19 protein-coding genes and 1 pseudogene are annotated in these 19,964 nt (G+C 70.3%); 11 read left to right on the top strand and 9 right to left on the bottom strand.

Annotation, left to right across the window (positions count from 1 at the left end):
* Positions 1–14 precede the first annotated feature (14 nt).
* The 3 genes from QC180_RS18125 to rimP form a co-directional block, all read right to left on the bottom strand.
* Positions 15–350: a YlxR family protein gene (locus QC180_RS18125; protein WP_278263934.1), complete on the bottom strand. Its 336-nt coding sequence runs from the start codon at positions 348–350 to the stop codon at positions 15–17.
* 68 nt (positions 351–418) lie between these two features.
* Entirely contained in the window at positions 419–1,447 is a 1,029-nt protein-coding gene (gene nusA, locus QC180_RS18120; RefSeq protein ID WP_278263933.1) for a transcription termination factor NusA, read from the bottom strand.
* Positions 1,444–2,073: a ribosome maturation factor RimP gene (gene rimP / locus QC180_RS18115; RefSeq protein ID WP_474646473.1), complete on the bottom strand. Its 630-nt coding sequence runs from the start codon at positions 2,071–2,073 to the stop codon at positions 1,444–1,446. Before rimP ends, nusA begins: the two co-directional genes overlap by 4 nt.
* A 171-nt stretch (positions 2,074–2,244) precedes the next feature.
* Here rimP and QC180_RS18110 point away from each other — a divergent pair, with 171 nt between their 5' ends.
* Both QC180_RS18110 and QC180_RS18105 read left to right on the top strand, forming a co-directional pair.
* Positions 2,245–2,922 (top strand): hypothetical protein, encoded by a 678-nt coding sequence (locus tag QC180_RS18110; RefSeq protein WP_347567332.1) that lies wholly within the window; start codon positions 2,245–2,247, stop codon positions 2,920–2,922.
* Positions 2,919–3,350 (top strand): ferritin-like domain-containing protein, encoded by a 432-nt coding sequence (locus QC180_RS18105; RefSeq protein ID WP_278263932.1) that lies wholly within the window; start codon positions 2,919–2,921, stop codon positions 3,348–3,350. The genes QC180_RS18110 and QC180_RS18105 overlap by 4 nt, the downstream gene beginning before the upstream one ends.
* A 219-nt stretch (positions 3,351–3,569) precedes the next feature.
* Here QC180_RS18105 and QC180_RS18100 read toward each other — a convergent pair whose 3' ends face one another.
* The 3 genes from QC180_RS18100 to QC180_RS18090 form a co-directional block, all read right to left on the bottom strand.
* A complete protein-coding gene (locus QC180_RS18100) occupies positions 3,570–5,321 on the bottom strand; it encodes an acyl-CoA dehydrogenase family protein (protein WP_278263931.1) in 1,752 nt (583 codons plus the stop codon).
* Positions 5,322–5,413: 92 nt separating this feature from the next.
* A complete protein-coding gene (locus tag QC180_RS18095; RefSeq protein ID WP_278263930.1) occupies positions 5,414–6,862 on the bottom strand; it encodes a DUF6882 domain-containing protein in 1,449 nt (482 codons plus the stop codon).
* Positions 6,863–6,978: 116 nt separating this feature from the next.
* Positions 6,979–8,727 (bottom strand): proline--tRNA ligase, encoded by a 1,749-nt coding sequence (locus tag QC180_RS18090; RefSeq protein WP_278263929.1) that lies wholly within the window; start codon positions 8,725–8,727, stop codon positions 6,979–6,981.
* Positions 8,728–8,947: 220 nt separating this feature from the next.
* Here QC180_RS18090 and ehuB point away from each other — a divergent pair, with 220 nt between their 5' ends.
* Genes ehuB through yaaA form a run of 5 tightly spaced genes read left to right on the top strand, consistent with a single transcriptional unit; the run spans position 8,948 to position 12,751 of the window.
* Positions 8,948–9,835 carry an ectoine/hydroxyectoine ABC transporter substrate-binding protein EhuB gene (gene ehuB / locus QC180_RS18085; RefSeq protein WP_278263928.1) on the top strand — a complete coding sequence of 296 codons (888 nt, stop codon included), beginning with the start codon at positions 8,948–8,950 and terminating at the stop codon, positions 9,833–9,835.
* A 16-nt stretch (positions 9,836–9,851) separates the two neighbouring features.
* Positions 9,852–10,559 (top strand): ectoine/hydroxyectoine ABC transporter permease subunit EhuC, encoded by a 708-nt coding sequence (ehuC, locus tag QC180_RS18080; RefSeq protein WP_474646484.1) that lies wholly within the window; start codon positions 9,852–9,854, stop codon positions 10,557–10,559.
* Positions 10,556–11,203: an ectoine/hydroxyectoine ABC transporter permease subunit EhuD gene (gene ehuD, locus QC180_RS18075; RefSeq protein ID WP_278263926.1), complete on the top strand. Its 648-nt coding sequence runs from the start codon at positions 10,556–10,558 to the stop codon at positions 11,201–11,203. The genes ehuC and ehuD overlap by 4 nt, the downstream gene beginning before the upstream one ends.
* 4 nt (positions 11,204–11,207) lie before the next feature.
* A complete protein-coding gene (gene ehuA, locus QC180_RS18070; RefSeq protein ID WP_278263925.1) occupies positions 11,208–11,963 on the top strand; it encodes an ectoine/hydroxyectoine ABC transporter ATP-binding protein EhuA in 756 nt (251 codons plus the stop codon).
* 44 nt (positions 11,964–12,007) lie between these two features.
* Positions 12,008–12,751: a peroxide stress protein YaaA gene (gene yaaA, locus QC180_RS18065; protein WP_278264091.1), complete on the top strand. Its 744-nt coding sequence runs from the start codon at positions 12,008–12,010 to the stop codon at positions 12,749–12,751.
* On the opposite strand, the gene QC180_RS18060 is transcribed toward yaaA, so the two are convergent.
* Positions 12,744–13,415 carry a TetR/AcrR family transcriptional regulator gene (locus QC180_RS18060; RefSeq protein ID WP_278263924.1) on the bottom strand — a complete coding sequence of 224 codons (672 nt, stop codon included), beginning with the start codon at positions 13,413–13,415 and terminating at the stop codon, positions 12,744–12,746. The two genes, yaaA and QC180_RS18060, sit on opposite strands and share 8 nt — an antisense overlap.
* A 103-nt stretch (positions 13,416–13,518) precedes the next feature.
* On the opposite strand from QC180_RS18060, the gene QC180_RS18055 reads away from it, so the two are divergent.
* Positions 13,519–15,300 (top strand): ABC transporter ATP-binding protein, encoded by a 1,782-nt coding sequence (locus QC180_RS18055; RefSeq protein WP_278263923.1) that lies wholly within the window; start codon positions 13,519–13,521, stop codon positions 15,298–15,300.
* 5 nt (positions 15,301–15,305) lie between these two features.
* Complete coding sequence (locus tag QC180_RS18050) at positions 15,306–17,006, top strand: ABC transporter ATP-binding protein (protein WP_278263922.1); 1,701 nt, start codon at positions 15,306–15,308, stop codon at positions 17,004–17,006.
* On the opposite strand, the pseudogene QC180_RS18045 reads toward QC180_RS18050, so the two are convergent.
* Positions 17,003–17,317: pseudogene (locus QC180_RS18045) on the bottom strand (VOC family protein); the annotation flags it as partial. The gene QC180_RS18050 and the pseudogene QC180_RS18045 overlap by 4 nt on opposite strands.
* Before the next feature lie 127 nt (positions 17,318–17,444).
* Between QC180_RS18045 and QC180_RS18040 the strand changes: the two are divergent.
* Both QC180_RS18040 and QC180_RS18035 read left to right on the top strand, forming a co-directional pair.
* Entirely contained in the window at positions 17,445–18,176 is a 732-nt protein-coding gene (locus QC180_RS18040; protein WP_278263920.1) for a DUF7873 family protein, read from the top strand.
* 432 nt (positions 18,177–18,608) lie between these two features.
* A complete protein-coding gene (locus QC180_RS18035) occupies positions 18,609–19,253 on the top strand; it encodes a LysE family translocator (RefSeq protein WP_278263919.1) in 645 nt (214 codons plus the stop codon).
* A gap of 3 nt (positions 19,254–19,256) precedes the next feature.
* On the opposite strand, the gene QC180_RS18030 is transcribed toward QC180_RS18035, so the two are convergent.
* Positions 19,257–19,889: an HD domain-containing protein gene (locus QC180_RS18030; RefSeq protein ID WP_278263918.1), complete on the bottom strand. Its 633-nt coding sequence runs from the start codon at positions 19,887–19,889 to the stop codon at positions 19,257–19,259.
* Between the last annotated feature and the right edge of the window lie 75 nt (positions 19,890–19,964).

Raw genomic sequence — 19,964 nt, 5'->3', positions numbered from 1 at the left:
GCTTCACGGTGTGCTCATGAGTGCTCGTGCCTGTTCTCGAGGTACTGCTCCAGGGCTGAGATATCCAGATTTCCGGACACTCGTAGGGCTCTGCCGAAGGCTCGGCGCCGCTCTGCGGAACGCAGACAGGCTGAAACGGGGTGCAGCCAGGCACCCCGTCCGGGAAGTCTGCGCCGCGGATCGGGAACGATCGCGACAGCGGGGGCTCCAGCGGTGTCACCGCCGGTGTCCCGATGCCGCGCCACGATCCGCAACAGCTCGGCGGACGGCTCACGCAGACGGCATCCGATACAGGTTCGAACGGAGTGCGCGGGCCGGTCCTGTACCCACTCTACCGGTGACCCGGTCATAACGACGAACCCCTCCCCTTCCGAAGTTACCAACATGTCATCCGGGGGTCGGGATTCCCGCGTTTTCCTCAACTACGGTGCGCCTCCGGACGCGCCGATTCGCCCGCCTCCGGTGCCGCGTCGCTGCGGATATCGATGCGCCAACCGGTCAGACGGGCAGCCAGGCGGGCATTCTGGCCCTCCTTGCCGATCGCCAGCGACAACTGGAAGTCGGGCACGATCACCCGCGCCGCCCTGGCGTCGGGATCGACGACAGTGACCGAAACCACTTTCGAGGGCGAGAGCGCATTGCCCACGAAGGTCGCCGGGTCCTCGGCGTAGTCGATGATATCGATCTTCTCACCGGCCAGCTCGCTCATCACGTTGCGCACGCGCTGACCCATCGGGCCGATGCAGGCGCCCTTGGCGTTCACGCCGGGCACGGTGGAGCGCACGGCGATCTTGGAGCGGTGTCCGGACTCGCGGGCGACCGCGACGATCTCCACCGAGCCGTCGGCGATCTCGGGCACCTCGAGCGAGAACAGCCGCCGCACCAGGTTCGGGTGCGTGCGCGAGAGCTGCACCTGCGGGCCGCGCGGACCGCGCGAGACACCGTAGACGTAGCACTTGATCCGGTCGCCGTGCTCGTAGGTCTCCCCCGGCACCTGTTCGGCGGGCGGGATCAGCCCCTCCACGCCGTTGGCCTCGCTGCCGATGCGGACCACGACCACACCGCGCGCGTTGGCCCTGGCGTCGCGCTGCACCACGCCGCCGACGATGTCGCCCTCGTGGGTGGCGAACTCGCCGAAGGACTTCTCGTTCTCGGCGTCGCGCAGGCGCTGCAGCACGACCTGGCGCGCGGTGGTCGCCGCGATCCGGCCGAAGCCCTCGGGGGTGTCGTCCCATTCGGAGACGAGGTTGCCGTCGGCGTCGAGTTCGCGCGCCATCACCCGGACCACGCCGGTCTTCTGGTTGATGTCGATGCGCGCGTTGGGCTGATGCCCCTCGGTGTGCCGGTAGGCGGTGAGCAGTGCCGACTCGATCGCCGAGATCACGGTCTCGATGGAGATGCCCTTGTCGGCGACGATCGCCCGCAAGGCTTCGATTTCGATGTTCATTCCGCAACCCCTTCGGTGGGAGAGTCACTGTGGTTGCCCGGCGCGGCGAGGTCGGCGGGCTCGTCGCCGGGCACGGGACGACCGGTGGGGATGCCACCGGCGAGTTCGAGTTCGGTGGCACCGGGCGCGTTGAACTCGACCTGGACGACCGCGGTGGCGATGTCGGCGAGCGGTACGTGCACGCGATGCGGCTTGTTCTTGCCGCCCAGGACCAGCGCCACGGTGCCGTCGTCGGCGAGTTGCCCGGCGCGGGCCTCGAAGCGGGTCTTGCCCTCGACGGGCTCGGCGCCCTCGCGCAGCGCGAGTTTCACCTTGCGCCCCTGGGCGCGGCGCCAGTGCCGGTCGGTGGACAGTGGACGGTCCACGCCGGGCGTGGTCACTTCCAGCAGATAGGCGGATTCGCCGAAATCGCCTGCCGCGTCGAGCAGTTCGGACATCTCGCGGCTGAGTTCGGCGATGGCGTCCAGGTCGGCGGGTCCGTCGCTGTCCACGGTGACCTTCACCCGAACCGGAGCCAGCTCGTCTTTGCCCGCGGCCGCGATCGCGACGCCCTCGAGGTCGAATCCCCGGCGTGCGACGAGCTCAGCGACTAGCTGGCTCACCCTTTCCTCGGTGGGCATCGGCATATGGGCGGCTCCTGGTTCAGTTGTGACGCGATCGGAAATTTCTACGCCGAAGGTCTAGCGTAACGCGCTCCGAGAGTGTAAAGGACCGGCGGACTGCCGGTGCGCACCGGTCCACCCGGCGTGCCCGGACGTGTCGCGGCGCGGTGAGCGCGCCCGCGCGGATCTGGCACGATGGTGCACGTGCCCTTCCGCCATACCGCCCCGCCGAGCGCCGGGCGACCGTCCGGCATGCGCTCCGACCGGCACGAATCCCAGCCGGTACCCCTCGACTCGTCGGCCCGGTCGAATCTCCTACGCGCACAGCGACTTCCGGTGACGGCCGCCGTGCGCCGCCGCACCGTGTTCCGGTTCGCGGGCGCGAGCGTGCTCGCCGTGCCGGTGGTCGCCACGCTCGCGGCGTGCGCCGAGGACGACACCGTGCACGCCCCCGATCCCCTGGCCGCCCAGGAAGTCCTGGCGCGCGCCGACGCCGCGGCCGCGTCGGCCGCCATCGCGCTCGCCCCGCAGTCCAGCGCCGCGCTGAGCACCGTCGCGACCGAGCGCACCGCGCACGCCGACGCCCTGCGCGCCGAGATCGATCGGGTGATCGGCGTCTACGGCGACGGCACCACCCCCGTGCGCCGCACCGGCGCGGTCACCGTGCCCGGCGCCGACGGCGCGACGGTGCCCGCCGCCGAGGTCGAGGCCGCCGCCGGGCAGCCCGGCACCGTCGCCCAGCTGCGCGACCGGCTGCTGCGTTCGCAACAGTCCGCCGCCGCGCTGGCCCGCACCGAGTCCGGATACCGCGCGGGTCTGCTGGCATCCATCAGCGCGGCGTGCGCGACCGAGGCGGGAGTGCTGCTGACATGACCGACCAACGCCAAGCCCTGCAGGCCGCCCTGGACAGCGAGTACGCCGCCGTCTACTCCTATGGTGTGATCGCCGCCTACGCCAATGCCGATCGGGCTCGCCTGGTCGCGGAGTTCAGTGCCGCGCACCGGGCCCGCCGCGACGCCACCATCGACCTGCTCGAGGCCGACGGCACCAGCCCCGAGGCCGCCGACGCCGCCTACCAGCCGCCGTTCCCGGTCGACGATCCGATCCCGGCCGCCAACCTCGCGGTCGCGGTCGAATCCGATTGCGCCGCAGCCTGGTTGACTGTCGTCGAACAGGCTACCGAGGACGCGGTACGCGCCACGGCCACCGAGGCGCTGACCGAGGCCGCCGTCCGCCGGGCCCGCTGGCAGGCGATCCTGGGCGCGAACCCGGTGACGGTCAGCTTCCCCGGCCGAGTCTGAGCGCCGCCTCGTCATCGGCCCGCGCGCGGCCGACTCGCTGCGCGCCGACCGAGCGCCGATGGCTTCGCGGACTCGGCGCGAGCACTGCGCTCACCGATCGCGAGGACCGCGTCCAGCGCCGAATCGCCCGCACGCGACCACGTCGCATCACGAAGAGGTGGCACGCACGGTGAACCACAGGCCGGGCCGCCGAGAAGGAGGCGGCCCGGCCTACTGTCCTCAGGGCCGCATCGCGTAGGCGCCGTCGTAGGACACCACCTGCTGCCACACCCGGTCGAAACGCGCGGTGTCGGCGACGGGGCTGCGCAGGGCACCGACGGCCCAGGCGCGCTGATCCTCGGTGACCGACGGCTTGCCCAGCAGCGCGGTGGCGTGGGTGTTGAAGTCGCGGATCTGGAAGTCGAAGATCTGGTCGACCACATCGCGGTCCAGGCCGGTGAGTTCGGCCTGTTCCAGGATGAGCTGGCCGTAGACCACCGTGGAGAACAGGTGACCGATGGTCAGCATGAAGTCCAGGTCCTTCTGCTGGGCGGCGTCGGGCGCGCCGGTGAGCAGCAGGGTGCGCAGCGCCTGGGCCTGCTCGTAGAAGCGGGCCACGTTGGGCACGTCGGAAGCCTGCTCGTAGGCCGGGGTCCAGTCGGCGAACTGCACCTTGCCCGCGCCGCGCGCCGGACCCTGCTTCCAGAAGAACTCCTGGTCGCCGGGCGCCAGGTCGGTGCCGATGGCCGGGTATTCCTTGGGGTTGAACAGGTAGTTCGGCATGAACTTCAGGATCTGGCCCACGTTCACGTGCACCGTGCCCTCGAGTCGGGGCAGGTGGTTGATATAGCGGGAGGCCTGCGCGAAGTAGGTGGCCTTCTCGAAGCCCTTGGCGGCCAGCACATCCAGCAGCAGGGTCATCGCGACCTCGCCCTCGGAGGTGACCTTGGACTTGGTCATCGGGTTGAACAGCAGGTAGCGGCGGTCGTCCAGGGAGGCGCTGCGGAAGTAGTCCACGGCGCGGTCGCTGAACAGCTTCATCGCGATCAGGCGGGCGTAGGCGTCGACGAAATTGCCGCGCACGTGGCCGAAGTCGGTGACCGGGTTGCCGTAGAGGATGCGGTTGTTGGCGTGGGTGATGGCCTCGAAGAACGAGTGCTCCACCATGCCGATGCTGCCGTGGCAGAGGTTGAACTTGCCCACATTGACCGTGTTGAGCGCGGCCGAGAAGCCCTCGGGGCCCTCGTGCAGCACGTCGGCGGCGGTGACCGGGTAGTTCTCCAGCCGGAAGTGGCTGACGTACATCTGCCCGTGGATGACGCTCTCGATCAGGTGATAGTCGTCGTGACGGCTGTCGGCGGCGAACCAGATGTAGCCGTCGGCGCCCTCGACATCGGCGCGGCGGGAGAACACCGACACCATCGAGGCCACATTGCCGTTGCCGATGTAGTACTTCTCCCCGTTGGCGCGGAACAGGATTCCGGCCTCGGCGTCGGCGCTGCCCGGCTCACTCGGAGTGAGGATCAGGTCGGTGTTGTAGATGTCGGCGCCGTGCTCGCGCTCCGAGAGCGCGAAGGCCATGACCTGACCGGCGTCGAGGTCGGCGGCGGCCTTGCGCTTGGCGATCTCGTTGTCGCTCTGCCAGATCGGGCCCAGGCCGAGAATGGTCACCTGCTCGGCGTACCAGTAGGCGAGGCCGTAGAAGCCGAAGATCTCGGCCAGCGCGGCGTTGCGGGCGGCGTCCCAGCGCTTGTTCGGGTCGCCGTCGGCGTAGGCGGCCGGGGTCAGGAAGGTCGCGAACAGCTTCTCCTTCGCGACGAAGTCGAGGAACTCCTGGGTCCAGACCGCGTCGCGGTCCTCGGCCAGCAACTGCGCCTTGCCCTTGGACTCGAACCACTCGATGGTGGCACGCAGCAGCCGACGGGTCTCGGCGTCGAAGTGCTGCGGGTCGTAGGTGGCGGGGTTGAACAGCAGGCTGGGCGAACTCGTCATCTGGCCAATTTAGCAGCGCCGCGCCCGCCACCGGTCCCGCTACCTGCATGTTTCCCCTACGTAAGCGTAGGTTGACCGGCCGCTCCGCCGACTCAGATCATGAGCTCGCCGAGCATGCCGGTGCGGGTGCCGAGGACGCCGCCGCTGGAGTCGAATTCCACCCGCAGCTCGTAGAGCCCGAACTGTCCGATCAGCATCTGTGGCTCGCCGAAGGTCAGGGTGGGCACCCGGTAGCGGTCGAGGTAGCCGGTGACCATGGCCCGCATGGTGGCGTAGCGACTGTCCGGGTCGGTCAGCGGGTGCAGCAGGTCGGCGGCGGTCTCGATGACCAGCGCGGCCACGCCCGGGTCGGTGCCGGTGGCGCGCACGGCTTGATCGGTAATGGCGAAGTAGCGCCAGCCCGACCCGTCGGGCAGCGCGGCCCAGGCGGGCGCGCCACCCAGGTGCGTGGCCGCGGCGACGAAGGCGGTCACCACCGCGTCGGGGTGGACGGTGCTGCCGAGGTCGACCCGCTCGCCCGCCAGGTGCGCGGCGCCGTGTTCGCGGGCCAACTCGCGCAGGGCCGAGACACCCGACCCCTCCCCCGCCCACGTCCAGATCCTGGCCTCGTTGTCGTAGCCGCCGATCTCGGTGACCGCCACCGGCCGATCGGGCACCTCGACCACGTCCTGATCACCGAACATCGGCTCCCACCACAGGTGCGAGACCGTCGCGGCGGTCGGGACACCCCGCAGCGAGCCGCGGCCGCCGACGGTGATCGCGGCGGGTGCGGCCAGCGCGCTCAGCAGCGGGTCAGGGAGGAACGGCGGGATGCGCTCGGGGCGCGGCGACGGCGCGGCGGGGTCGACCGTGCCGCGCCCGGCGTCGACGACCCGCACGTCGAGCAGGTCCTCACCGTGCAGTCGCACGACCAGCCGGTATCCGTCGGGCAGTTGGACTTCCATGCCGTCGGCGGTGTCGCGCAGCGCCGCGTGGTGTCGCCGGGCATAGCCCGCCACGACCGATCGCGCGCCGCCGCCGGGCAGCATCTGGGCGGCGCCGCGCACGATCCCGGCCACCAGGCCCGGGTCCGGCTCGGCGACCGGCACGGACTCGTCGTCGATGAGCAGGTAGGCGTAGGCGCGGCCGCCGTGGTTGAACTTGGTCATGCCCCGTACGCCGAGGACACCCAGGGCGATGATCGCCAGGTGGTCGGCGGCCAGTTGGGGGTCCGGGAATCGGGACAGGTCGACGAGTTCGGTGGCGAATTCGGGAATCCCGTGGCGCAGCCCCAGTTCGCGTAGCCGGATCGAGGCGGCCGCGCCGGGCGTGCCGTTCACCGCGGGTTTGGCCCAGGCCCACTGGAAGGTGTGGTCCTCGGCGTAGGTCCCGAGCTCGCCGGACGCGGTGAATTCCCGCTCACCCAACCAGACCAGGCCGGACCGGTGGTCGACCCGGGTCGGCCCGGGCCGGACGTGCTGCTGAAATACCGAATACTGTTCGATCGCCCCGCCGAGGTGCCCCCGCGCCAACGACAACAGCGCATCGCTGAATGTCTCCACCCACTCGACGCTAGCAGCCCGCTCCGGCGACGGCTCCCGCGTCGCCATACCCTGCGTGATTGCGCCGCAGGGGCTTTCACCGGCCCGATCGCGCGGACACGATCGGGCCGGGCGAGTCAGCCGCGAATCCTGGCGACGACGGCGGCGACCGCGTCCCCGGCCGGGATCTCCTCGGCCTCGCCGGTGAAGCGGTTGCGCAGCTCGACGGTGCCGTCGGCCCAGCCGCGACCGATCACCAGGATCCAGGGCATACCGAGCAGTTCGGCGTCCTTGAACTTCACACCCGGGGAGGCGGTGCGGTCGTCGAAGAGGACCTCGAGGCCCTGCTCGTCCAGACCCGCGACCACCTGCTCGGCGCCCTCGCGGGCGGCGGCGTCCTTGTTGGCGATCACCACGTGCACGTCGAACGGGGCGATCTCGGCGGGCCAGCGCAGGCCCTTCTCGTCGTGCTGCTGTTCGGCGATCACCGCGACCAGGCGGGACACGCCGACACCGTAGGAGCCCATGGTGAGCCGCACCGGCTTGCCGTTCTCGCCGAGCACGTCGACGTCGAAGGCGTCGGTGTACTTGCGGCCGAGCTGGAAGATGTGGCCGATCTCGATGCCACGGGCCGCCACCAACGCACCGGCGCCGTCGGGCGAGGGATCGCCGTCGCGGACCTCGGCGGCCTCGATGGTGCCGTCGGGGGTGAAGTCGCGCCCGGCGACCAGGCCGACCACGTGCTTGCCCTGGGTGTCGGCGCCGGTGATCCAGGCGGTGCCCTCGACCACGCGGGGATCGACCAGGTAGCGGACACCGTTGGCCTGCAGCGCCTTCGGGCCGATGTAGCCCTTCACCAGGAAGGGGTTGGCGGCGAAGTCGGCGTCGGTGAGCAGTTCCACCTCGGCGGGCTCGACGGAGGCCTCGAGGCGCTTGTCGTCGACCTCGCGGTCACCGGGGATGCCGATGCCCAGGATCTCGGTCTTGCCGTCGGGGTGGCGCAGCTTGACCATCACGTTCTTGAGGGTGTCGGCCGCGGTGACGGCGCGGTCGAGCACCTTCGCCTCGTTGGCCCACTCGACCAGGGTCGCGATGGTGGGGGTGTTCGGGGTGTCGTATTCGACGGCGGCGGGCTTGCCCTCGATCGGCAGCGGCGCGGGCGCGGGCGTGACCACCGCTTCGACATTGGCGGCGTAGCCGGACTCGAGGCAGGTGACGTAGGTGTCCTCGCCGACGGGGCTCTGCGCGAGGAATTCCTCGGACGCGCTGCCGCCCATGGCGCCGGAGGTGGCGGCCACGATCACGTATTCGACGCCGAGACGCTCGAAGATGCGCTGGTAGGCGGCGCGGTGGGTGGCGTAGCTGGTGGCCAGGCCGTCGTCGTCGAGGTCGAAGGAGTAGGAGTCCTTCATGATGAACTCGCGCCCGCGCAGGATGCCCGCGCGGGGACGCTCCTCGTCGCGGTACTTGGCCTGGATCTGGTAGAGCGTGACCGGCAGATCCTTGTAGGAGTTGTACTCACCCTTGACGGTGAGCGCGAACAATTCCTCGTGGGTGGGACCGAGCAGGTAGTCGCCGCCCTTGCGGTCCTGCAAACGGAACAGGGCGTCACCGTATTCGGTCCACCGGTTGGTGGTCTCGTAGGGCTCGCGCGGCAGCAGCGCGGGCAGGGAGATCTCCTGGGCGCCGGTGGCGTCCATCTCCTGGCGCACCACGTCCTCGATGCGACGCAGCGTGCGCAGGCCCAGCGGCAGCCACGAGTACACACCGGGGGCGACCCGGCGGACGTATCCGGCGCGGACGAGCAGTTTGTGGCTGGGCACCTCGGCGTCGGCGGGATCGTCTCGCAGGGTGCGCAGGAACAGTCGGGAGAGGCGGGTGATCACGGGTGCACAGCGTAGTCCCTGGTCCCGGCGCACTCACAACGGATTACCGCCCGGCCGCCCACACACCCCGTCCGCGCCGGAAACTTGTCTGGAATACCCATTCCCCACCGGTTTCAATCAGCAGATAACAAACCGATCACGACGGCTCTTTTTCGGAATACCCGGCATTTAGGTTCGTGCCCAAGCATATTTCGCTCAAAAGTATTGCGAGAGGTCCGATATGACCGTCACGAATTCTCTTCCCCGACGCTGCGTCGCGGTGCTCGCGGGCGCCGCGCTGGTGGGTGCCGCCCTGGTCGGCTGTACCAGGACCGAGGTCACCGAACCCGGTCAACTGCTCGATCACCTCCGCGAAAAAGGCAGTATCACGGTGGGTTTCGCGGGTGAGGCGCCCTACTCGTTCGAGGAGGACGGTCAGCTCACCGGCGCCACGGTGGCACTGCACCGGGAGATCTTCGGCGCGCTCGGCATCGAGACCGTCGACGGTGTACAGACCGAATTCGGCGCGTTGATCCCCGGCCTGCAGGCCAATCGCTTCGACGCCGTGAGCGCGGGCATGTCGATCCTGCCGAAACGCTGCGAGCAGGCGGCGTTCAGCGAGCCGGAATTCATGTACACCACCGCGCTCATGGTGAAACCCGGCAATCCGCTGAATCTCACCGACATGCAGTCCGTCCAGGCCAGCGGCGCGAAGATGGCGGCGATGACCGGCGCGATCGAGTCCGACTACGCCGCCGCGCTGGGCATCGGCGCCACCCAGGTCGCCACCCCGCAGGACGGCATGGACGCGGTCACCTCCGGCCGCGCCGACGTGTTCGCCCTCACCGCCATCTCACTGAACTGGTTGAAGAACCACAACCCGGACGCGGCCGTCGACGTCACGCCCTCGTTCGTGGCGGTGATCGACGGCAAACCGCAGGTCGGCGCGGGTGGCACGGTGTTCCGCACCAGCGATCCGGACCTGCTCGCCGCCTACAACACGGAGCTGGCCAAGATCACCGCCGACAAGGACCGCTACCTCTCGATCGTCGGGAAGTTCGGTTTCACCGAGCGCGAACTGCCGGACCCGAAGTACACGACCGCCAAGCTGTGCGAGGGCGAGATCTGATCCGCCCGTGAGCACCCTGGACGCGCTGCGCGACGCCCTGCCCAGCCTGGGCGAGGGCATCGTGGTGACGCTGCAACTGACCATCGGCGGCGCGCTGCTCGCGTTCGTCCTGGCACTGGCGCTGGGCACCACCGCGCGGGTACGCCATCTCGCCGCGCGGGGCAGTGCCCGGGTGCTGATCGAGTTCTTCCGTGGCACCTCGCTGCTGGTGCAGATCTTCTGGCTGTTCTATGTGCTGCCGCTGCTGGGCTTCAAGCTGGACCCGGTGTTCTGCGGCATCCTGGCGCTGGGCCTGAACTACGGCGCCTACGGCGCGGAGGTGGTGCGCGGCGCGCTCAACGCCGTGCCGCGCGCCCAGTTCGAGGCCGCGGTCGCGCTGAGTTTCAGCCCGTGGCAGCGGATGCGGCGGGTGCTGTTCCCGCAGGCGTGGGCGCTGATGCTGCCCTCGCTGACCAATCTGCTGGTGCACCTGCTCAAGGCCACCGCGTTGGCCTCCTACATCACCCTGCACGACCTCACCTACGAGATCGGCCAGCTGCGCCGCACCACCGGCGAGACGCTGTTCTCCTTCGGGGTCGGGCTGGTGATCTACTTCGTGCTCGCCTACGCGCTCACCCTGGGCATGAACCTGCTGGAGACCAGGGCCAAGACCAGGCTCGGGCGCGGCACCTCGCTCAAAGAGGTGTTGAGCCTGGCGCCCGAGGAGATGAGGGCCGCGCCGTGACCGCGCAATGGAGTTGGGAGCGGGCCCGCGAGGCGCTGCCCGTGCTGTGGGACGGATTCCAGATCACCCTGCTGGCCACCGTGCTCGGGTTCGCGCTGGCCGCGGCGCTGGGTCTGGTGATCGCCATCGTCCGGCATTCGCTGCCGCGCGCGATCGCGGCGCCGGTGCACGCGGTCAGCGAGTTCGTCCGGCTCACCCCGCTGGTGGTGCAGCTGCTGTTCGCCTACACGCTGTTCACGCAGTTCTCGGCGCTGCAGATCGGTGTGGTGGTGCTGGGCATCCACTATTCGAGTTATCTGGCCGAGGTGTACCGGGCCGGAATCGAGTCGGTGCCGCCGGGGCAGTGGGAGGCGGCCAGGGCGTTGTCGCTGCCGCCGCTGCGCACCTGGCGCGCGGTGGTGCTGCCGCAGGCGATCCGGGCGAGCCTGCCCGCGCTGGGCACCAACGCGGTCTCGATGTTCAAGGACACGCCGTTCCTGTTCGCCATCTCGGTGGTCGAACTGGTCACCGCCGCACAGCAATTCGGTGCCCGCAACTTCGCCTATCTGGAGGCGATCACCCTGGCGGGCGTGTTCTTCCTGGTCGCCAGCTATCCGACCTCCGTGCTGATCAGAAGACTGGAGAAGCGACTTGCCTACTACTGACGAGATGATCCGATTCGATCAGGTGGTCAAACGCTTCGGCGACCTCACGGTGCTCGACCACCTCGATTTCGGAGTCCGACGCGGCGAGAAGGTGACGCTGATCGGGCCCTCGGGCTCGGGCAAGACCACCATCCTGCGTCTGCTCATGACGCTGGAGAAGGTCAGCGACGGCGTGATCTGGGTCGACGGCGCCCCGCTCACCCACACCGAGCGCCACGGAAAGCTGGTGCCCGCCAAGGAGAAACAGCTGCGCGCGGCCCGTACCAAGATCGGCATGGTGTTCCAGCAGTTCAACCTGTTCCCGAACATGACGGTGCTGGAGAACATCACCGAGGCGCCGATCCACGTGCTGGGCACCCCGAAGGCCGAGGCCCGCGAACGCGCCGAGCAGCTGCTCGAGGTGGTCGGCCTGGCCGACAAGGCGCACGCCCATCCCACCCAGCTCTCGGGCGGGCAGCAGCAGCGGGTGGCCATCGCCCGCTGCTGTGCGATGGACCCCAAGGTGATGCTGCTCGACGAGGTGACCTCGGCGCTGGACCCGGAACTCGTCGGCGACGTCCTGGACGTGCTGCGCACCATCGCCGAGACCACCGACATCACCATGCTCATCGTCACCCACGAGATGCGCTTCGCGCGCGAGGTCTCCGACCGGGTGCTGATGTTCGACGGCGGGCGCATCGTCGAGCAGGGCCCACCCGAGCAGATCTTCGGCTCCCCCACCAACGAGCGCACCCGCAAGTTCCTCGACGCTGTGCGCTGACCCGCGACCGGGCGGCGGGTGAGGGCGCATTACCGTTGACCCTCGTGCTGGTGCTGCTGCCTCCCTCCGAAACAAAATCCGACGGCGGATCGGGCGCGCCGCTGGACCTGGCCGATCTGGCGATGCCGCAGCTCGGCGCGGTGCGCGACAAACTCATCACCGAGGTCACGCAGCTCGCCGCCGACCCGGCCGCGTCGGCGAAGGTGCTCGGTCTGGGCAAGGGCGCCGACGCCGAGATCGCCCGCAATGCCGCGCTGCGCGTCTCCCCCACCCGGCCCGCGCTGGAGCGCTACACCGGCGTGCTCTACGACGCGCTGGACGCCGCGTCGTTCACCAGGGCGCAGCGGGCCAAGGCCCACGCGCGCCTCGGCATCGGTTCGGCGCTGTTCGGCGCGGTGCGCGCGAGCGATCCGATCCCGGCCTATCGCCTCTCCGGCGGCTCCAAACTGCCCGGCCTGCCGACGCTGTCGGCGCTGTGGCGCGAGGTGCTGCCCGACGCGCTCTACGCCGAGGCCGCGGGCGAGCTCGTCGTCGATCTGCGCTCGGGCACCTACCAGCAGCTCGGCCGGGTGCCGGGTGCGGTCACCGCCAATGTGCTCACCGAACACCCCGACGGTTCGCGCACCGTGGTGAGTCACTTCAACAAGCATCACAAGGGTCTGCTGGCACGCGCGCTGGTGCTCACCCGGGCCGAGCCCGCCGATATCCGCGCGGTGGCGCGGGTGGCGGACAAGGCCGGGTTGCGCACCGAGATCGCCTCGCCCACCGAACTTCTCATCATCACCTAGGCACGGCGGCGGCCAGCAGGCCGTCGACAATGGCGGGCATCGCGGCACGGTGGGTGTCGCGAGCACCCAGCTCGGTCCACCGGTCGGCCACGGCCGCGATGTGCGGATAGGTGTCGGTGGCGAGTTCGGCGACCGCCGCGTCGTCGTAGACCGGGGCGCCGCTGCGTTCCCGGCGCCGGGCGGTGTTCACCTGGATGATCAGGCTGCCGACGATATAGCTCCAGATCGCCCGGTAGACCGCCACGCCCTGCTCCGGGGTGCAGCCCGCCGCGACGGCCGCCCCGATCATCTCGTCGACGAACCACAGCGCGGCCGGGGCGAACAGGTCACCGCTGGTGAGCACCTCGACGATCCAGGCCCGCTCGGCGAGCAGTTCGTAGAGCAGCAGCGCGACTGCGGTGAGGCGCTCGCGAGGGTCGATGGGCAGGTCGGGTCGGGAGATCTGCTCGGCGTGCTTCTCCAATACGAGCAGCAGCAGCTGATCCTTGTCGCGCACATGGTGATACAGCGCCATCGGCGCGCTGTCGAGCTCGGTCGCGAGCCTGCGCATGGACAGTTTCTCCGGTCCCTCGGCCGCCAGGATGCGGTCGGCCGCGGCGATGATCGCCGCCGCGGACAGGCGCGGCGGCCTGCCGCCTCTGGCGCGGGAGTGCTCTGCGGGCATACGGCCATCCTTCCTGATCGAGCCCGCGCGGAAACACACCGCTACCGCGTCCGCCGAACTCGAGCTACGGTTATCGTACGCGTACGAAAAAGGGCGGAGAGCGATGCAAACCCTCGACACACACCCCTCGGGGCCAGCGGCCGGACTGCTGCGACCTCATCTCGGCGGCTTCACCGCGGTGGTGCTGTTACAAGTCGTCGGCGCGGTGGCGGGCCTGGCCCCGCTGCTCGCGGTGGTGGAACTGGGCCGGGTCCTGTTGTCGCCTGGGCCGATCGAGCACGGGCACGTCTGGCTGGTCGTCGCGGTGGGCGCGGCCGGGCTGCTGGTCCGGCTCCTCGCGACGGCGGCGTCCTCGGGGATCGGGCATCTGGTCGACACCCGGGTGCAGCTGGCGTTCCGACGGCGGCTGGCCCAGCGGCTGGGCCGGGTGCCCATCGGCTGGTTCGGCCGACGACGCACCGGTGAGCTGGCGAAGGTGGTCGGCGAGGACGTCGCCGCCGTGCACCCGTTCCTCGCGCACGCCCCGGGCGAGCTGGTCGCGGCGTTCGTGGTGCCGCTGGTGTCGTTGATCTACCTGTTCGGCATCGATTGGCGGCTCACCCTGATCACGCTGATCCCGGTCGCGCTGGCCATCGCCTTCGTCCCGCTCATGATGACCCCCGCGCGGCTGCGCGAGCAGGAGGAATTCGACGCGTCGATGGGTCGCATCGCCGATGCGGTGGTCGAGTTCGTGCAGGGCATCGCGGTGGTCAAGGCGTTCGGCGGCACCGGGCGCGCCCATCACCGATTCCGCACGTCGGTCGACGGATTCGTCGCGAGTTTCGCCCGTATGGTGCGCGGTCTGGCCGCTCCCGCCGCGGCCATGCAGGTGGCGCTGTCGCCGCCGTTCGTGCTGCTGGTGGTGCTGATCGGTGGTGCCGTCCTGATCACCGGCGGGTCGCTGCCCCCGGCGGATCTGCTGCCGTTCGTGCTGCTCGGGCTCGGCCTGACCGCTCCGGTGGCCGCGCTGGGCCACGGCTTCGACGACCTGCGGGCCGCCCGCCGCGCGGTCTCCCGGATCCAGGAGGTCTTGGCCGTGCCACCGCTGCCGGAGCCCGCGCGGCCGGTCGCTCCGCAGGGGCACCGGGTGGAGCTGCGCGATGTGCGCTTCGGCTACGACGACGACCACGAGGTCCTGCGCGGCATCGACCTGGTGCTCGAACCCGGCACGGTGACCGCGCTCGTCGGTCCGTCCGGCAGCGGCAAATCCACGCTCGTGCAACTGCTTCCGAGATTCTTCGATCCGACCCACGGCAGCGTGCTGCTCGGCGGGGTGGACCTGCGGAACCTGGGCAGCGATGCCCTCTACGAACGGGTCTCGTTCGTCTTCCAGGACACCACGCTGCTGCGCGCCTCGATCGCGGACAACATCGCGCTGGCCGCCCCGCACGCCGACCGCGCCGAGGTGGCGCGGGCGGCGCGGCTGGCCAATATCCACGACCGGATCCTGGAGCTGCCGCGCGGCTACGACGCGGTGATCGGGACCGACACCGGCCTGTCCGGCGGTGAGGCCCAACGGATCTCGCTGGCCCGCGCACTGCTCGCCGACCGACCGGTGCTGGTCCTCGACGAGGCCACCTCCTTCGCCGACCCGCACACCGAACTCGGCGTGCGCCGCGCGCTGGCCTCGCTCACCGGCCGCACGGTGCTCGTCATCGCGCACCGCCTCGAGACCGTCGCCGACGCCGACACCGTGTTCGTCCTCGACGACGGCGTCATCGTCGAACGTGGCGCCCCCACCGACCTGCTGACCACCGGTGGCCGTTTCGCCGCCTTCTGGCAGTCCCACCGCGCGGCGATCGCCGACGGTGCCGCCGACGACCCGCGAGGAGTCGATTTCCGATGATCCGGATGCTGTTGCGTGTGCTCGGCCCCGAGTACGCCCCGCCCGTGCGCCGCACGGTGGCCCTGATGACGGTCACCGCCGTGGTCGAGGGCCTGTCCTACGCCCTGCTGGTGCCCATCCTCACGGCGCTGTTCGGCCCCACCCCCGCCGACGCGCGCCCGTGGCTGATCGCCTTCGGCGCCGCGGTCGCGGGCTACGCGATCCTGCGATTCCTCAGCGACCGCGCCGGATTCCGCGTCGGCACCACGCTGCTGAACGGGATGTATCACCGCCTCGGCGAGCATCTGGGCCGGTTGCCGCTGGGCTGGTACAGCACCAGCCGGGTCGGCGAGGTGTCGGTGTCGGCCAGCCGTGGCGTGCTCGACGCGATGGGCGTGATCGCGCATCTGATGGCGCCGTTCATCGGCGCGGCGGTCACCCCGGCGACGATCGTGCTGGTGCTGCTGGCCTACGACTGGCGCCTGGGCCTGGCCGCCCTGCTCGCCGCGCCGCTGGTGGTGCTGATCTACCTGCGGGCGGGCGCGGCCACGGCGGCCGCCGACGCCGAGCGGGCCGAGCGTGATCACGAGGCCACCGCGCGCGTCATCGAGTATCTCCAGGCCCAGCCCGTGCTGCGGGCGGCCGGTCGCACCGGCGAGCGTTTCGGCGCGCTCGACGAGTCCCTGCGGGGCATCGGTCGCGCGGCCCGACGATCCACGCTGGCCGCGCTGCCCGGCGTGGTGGGTCTGGCGCTGGCGGTGCAGGCGGGTTTCACCGTGCTGCTGACGCTGGGCACCTATCTCGCGCTCGGCGGTAGCGTCGCCCCGGCGCAGGTGCTGGCCGTGCTCGTGCTGGCGGCCCGCTGCGCCGACCCGCTGCTGTCGCTGGCCGAGATGGGCGGCCAGCTGCGGTCCGCGCGCGGCGAGCTGACCCGCCTGGACGCGGTCCTGCGCACCGAACCCCTGCCCGAACCCACCGATCCCGTCCGCCCGACCGCCCACGATGTGCGCTTCGAATCGGTCACCTTCCGGCACGGCGAGCGCACCGTTATCGACGACCTGTCCCTGACGGTGCCCGCCGGAGGGCGGGTCGCGGTGGTCGGCCCGTCGGGGGCGGGCAAGAGCACCCTGCTGCAACTGCTCGCCCGGTTCCACGACGTCGACGCGGGCGCGGTGCACGTGGGCGGGGTGGATGTGCGCGCGATCGGCACCGAGGACCTGATGGCCCGCATCGCGCTGGTCTTCCAGGACGTCTATCTCCTCGACGGCACCATCGAGGACAACGTGCGCCTGGGCCGCCCGGACGCGACCGACGCCGAGGTCCGCGCGGCCGCGCGCGCCGCGCGGCTGGACGAGGTGATCGACCGGCTGCCCGGCGGCTGGTCGGCCCAGGTCGGCGAGGGCGGCGCGTTGCTGTCCGGCGGTGAGCGCCAACGGGTCTCGATCGCCCGCGCCCTGCTGAAGGACGCGCCCATCGTCCTGCTCGACGAGGTGACCTCGGCCCTGGACCCGGTCGCCGAGGCCGCCGTTCAGCACGGCATCGACCAGCTCGCGGCGGGCCGCACCGTCGTCACGGTGGCCCACCGCCTGCGCACCGTCCAGCGTGCCGATCAGGTGGTGTTCCTCGACGGCGGCCGGATCACCGAGCAGGGCACCCACGACGACCTGCTCGCCCGCGGCGGCCGCTACGCCGAGTTCTGGAACATCACCATGTCCCCGGCGCGCTAGGTCCCCGCGGGCACCGGCGAGACCAGTTGCAGCAGGTTGCCACCGGTGTCGTCGCAGACGGCGGTGATGACCGGTCCGCCGACCAGGGGCGCCTGGGTGAAGACCACCCCGCGCTCCTGCAGTCGGCGGTACTCGGCCTCGACATCGTCGACGGCGAACGACATCACCGGGATGCCGTCGGCGCTCAGCGCCCGCTTGTACGCCTTGGCCGCCGGATGCTGGTCGGGTTCGAGCAGCAACTGGGTGCCCTCGACATCGGCGGGCGAGACCAGCGTCAACCAGTCGTACTCCCGATCACCGCGCGGAATATCCGGATGCGCGCCTTGTCGAGGTCGGCTACAGTTGCCGACGCGGCCGAGGGGGAACAGATTGCGCGCCGCATGAAAACCATTCGTGCACAACGGTATCGAGCCGTGCGCTGCACCGGGGAGGTGTGACATGACGAAGTTGAACCAGATCATCGCGGTCGAGAAGGGCGTCAAGAGCGGTGCGGCCCGCGAGCTCGCCGACAAGCAGACGCTGCTGGGCAAGCCCACGCTGCTGGCGGGGCTGGCGCGCACGTATCAGCCCAAGGACGAGGAGGGCGAGCAGCTGCCGCCGGAGTCCACCCGCGTGCAGGTGAAGTCCGAGCAGGTGCTGCGCGATACCGCGGCCACCCTCACCCGCCTGTTCGACGTGACCGCGACCAAGGACTGGGCCAACTGTGAGGCGAAGGCCGATGTCACCGTGGACGGCACCACGCTGCTGACCGCGGTGCCGGTGTCGTATCTGCTGTTCCTGGACAAGCAGCTCACCGACCTGCTCGCCTTCGTGCAGCGGCTGCCGGTGCTCGACGCGGCGGAGACCTGGTCGTTCGATGACTCCTCCGACACCTGGCGCACCGATGCCGTGCGCACCATCCGCACCAGGAAGGTGCCGCGCAACCACGTCAAGGCCGAGGCCACCGACAAGCACCCCGCGCAAGTCGAGGTGTACTACGAGGACATCGCGGTCGGCTACTGGACCACGGTGAAGTTCTCCGGCGCGCTGCCCGCCCGCCGGGTCAACGAGCTGTCCGCGCGCATCGACAAGCTGCGCCGGGCCGTCCAGTTCGCCCGCGAGGAGGCCAACGGGACCGAGATCGCCGACCGCCGCGTCGGCGAGGTCGTCTTCGACTACCTGTTCGGCTGAGGCCGAACCCACGAACTCCCCTGCTGAGCACAGGGGATGCGCGCGAGCGCGACACGCTCAGACTGAAGTTCAGCCTGAATCACACGGTGACAGTGCGGGTTCGAGTCCCGCCCCCGGCACAGGCCGGGGTGGCCCAAATGGTAGAGGCAGCCGTGCCAATCTCAGACTCTCGCTCCAGTACGAGTATCCGCCGTCCATCACCGTCCCGAGGAAAGGACGCCCCACAGCGACGAACTGCCGGTTCGACTCCGGCCCTTGCAGCCAGTGCGAGGTGGTCCAATGGAACGACGCGTCGTTATGCAGAATGATCCGCTCCCGCGATCGCGGTGTGCGCACCGGACGGCAACCACAGAGCCCGGGGTCAGGCTACGACCCCGGGTTCTCCTATGAAATCCCTTGGCACCGTGGCGACCGGCGGATACCTTGGGCGACATGGTGTCCTGGGGTCAGCTGATGTCGTTCGCGGGTCTGGCGTTCCTGATCGTGCTGGCTCCCGGACCGAGCCTGCTGTTCACCATCAGCCGGGCCCTGACGATCGGTCGCCGCTCGGCGCTGCTGACCGTGGTCGGCAACGCGGCCGGGGTGTATGTGCAGGTCGTGGCCGTGGCGTTCGGTCTCGGCGCGGTGGTGATGGCCTCGGCGACGGCCTTCACCGCGCTCAAAATGATCGGCGCGGCCTATCTGGTCTACCTCGGGGTGCAGGCGATCCGGCATCGCGGGACGCTGTGGGACTCGTTCCACGCCGAGGCCACGCCGAGTGCCCGGGGAACGGCGGCGGTGCTGCGGGACGGATTCGTCGTCGGGTTCGCCAATCCGAAGACCATCGTGTTCCTGGCGGCGCTGCTGCCCCAGTTCGTCGACCCCGCGCGCGGGAGCGTGCCGCAGCAGATGCTGATCCTCGGCCTGTGCATCCCCGCTTTCGGCCTGATCCTGGACACCCTGTGGGCGCTGGCGGCCGGATCGGCGCGGACCTGGTTCGCCCGCTCGCCGCGCAGGCTCGCCGCGATCGGCGGGTCGGGCGGGCTCGTCATGATCGGCCTGGGTGCCTCGCTCGCCCTGACCGGCCGCAAGGACTGAGCCTCAGCCGGTGACGGCGGTGAGGTCGGTGAGTTCGGCCGATAGGTTCGCGCGGGCCCGCTCTTCGTAGCGGCCGAAGGCGAGGTCGGTGCGGAACAGGCGGGGCTGACGGATCAGATTGCGCAGCACCGCGGCCCGGCCCGCCCGGAACAGATCGTCGGGGACGTGGGCGTATTCGGCGCGAATCGCCACCGCGTAGGCGGTGTAGTCCTCGGGGGTGCCGCCGAGCACGGCGAGGTCGGCGTCGCAGAGCACCGCGCCGTTCGTGTCGCCCGCCTCGGGGTCGTGGCCACGGGTGAGGACCACCAGCCGGACCACCTCGTCGACCAGTTCCGGTGCCGCGCCCAGGGATTCGAGGACATCGCGACCCAAATCGGCGCTGCGCTCCTCGTTGTCGGCCCGGTCGACGGCGTAGATCGCGTCGTGGAAGAACGCGGCGTAGCGCACGGCGGCGATATCGGCCGCGGCGGCGGACAACTCGTCGATGGCGGTGAGCACGGCGCTCAGGTGCGCGCGGGTGTGATAGCGCCGGTGCGGCTCGGCGTACCGGGCGATGATCCCGGCCCCGAGAGCCGCGGCGTCGGGACCCGCCAGGGCGGTCCAGCGGTCCAGCAGATCCAACGACGGCAACGACATAGGCTCCAGTGTCAGTGCCGATCCCGGTCGCGGCAACCCCCATTTCCCACCGTCAGCGCCCGATTTCCCGCTGAC

Source organism: Nocardia anocheti, from assembly GCF_029675105.1.
Lineage (GTDB): Bacteria > Actinomycetota > Actinomycetes > Mycobacteriales > Mycobacteriaceae > Nocardia.
Note: the sequence above shows the minus strand (reverse complement) of the source record. Positions and strands in the feature narration are given on the sequence as shown.

Coding starts and splice junctions, on each gene's coding strand:
- QC180_RS18040 (WP_278263920.1), top strand. CDS start 17,445: ATGACGAAGTTGAACCAGATCATCGCGGTCGAGAAGGGCGTCAAGAGC.
- QC180_RS18055 (WP_278263923.1), top strand. CDS start 13,519: ATGCAAACCCTCGACACACACCCCTCGGGGCCAGCGGCCGGACTGCTG.
- nusA (WP_278263933.1), bottom strand. CDS start 1,447: ATGAACATCGAAATCGAAGCCTTGCGGGCGATCGTCGCCGACAAGGGC.
- QC180_RS18110 (WP_347567332.1), top strand. CDS start 2,245: ATGGTGCACGTGCCCTTCCGCCATACCGCCCCGCCGAGCGCCGGGCGA.
- QC180_RS18050 (WP_278263922.1), top strand. CDS start 15,306: ATGCTGTTGCGTGTGCTCGGCCCCGAGTACGCCCCGCCCGTGCGCCGC.
- QC180_RS18100 (WP_278263931.1), bottom strand. CDS start 5,321: ATGACGAGTTCGCCCAGCCTGCTGTTCAACCCCGCCACCTACGACCCG.
- QC180_RS18105 (WP_278263932.1), top strand. CDS start 2,919: ATGACCGACCAACGCCAAGCCCTGCAGGCCGCCCTGGACAGCGAGTAC.
- ehuA (WP_278263925.1), top strand. CDS start 11,208: ATGATCCGATTCGATCAGGTGGTCAAACGCTTCGGCGACCTCACGGTG.
- QC180_RS18125 (WP_278263934.1), bottom strand. CDS start 350: ATGACCGGGTCACCGGTAGAGTGGGTACAGGACCGGCCCGCGCACTCC.
- ehuB (WP_278263928.1), top strand. CDS start 8,948: ATGACCGTCACGAATTCTCTTCCCCGACGCTGCGTCGCGGTGCTCGCG.
- QC180_RS18030 (WP_278263918.1), bottom strand. CDS start 19,889: ATGTCGTTGCCGTCGTTGGATCTGCTGGACCGCTGGACCGCCCTGGCG.
- QC180_RS18035 (WP_278263919.1), top strand. CDS start 18,609: ATGGTGTCCTGGGGTCAGCTGATGTCGTTCGCGGGTCTGGCGTTCCTG.
- rimP (WP_474646473.1), bottom strand. CDS start 2,073: ATGCCGATGCCCACCGAGGAAAGGGTGAGCCAGCTAGTCGCTGAGCTC.
- QC180_RS18060 (WP_278263924.1), bottom strand. CDS start 13,415: ATGCCCGCAGAGCACTCCCGCGCCAGAGGCGGCAGGCCGCCGCGCCTG.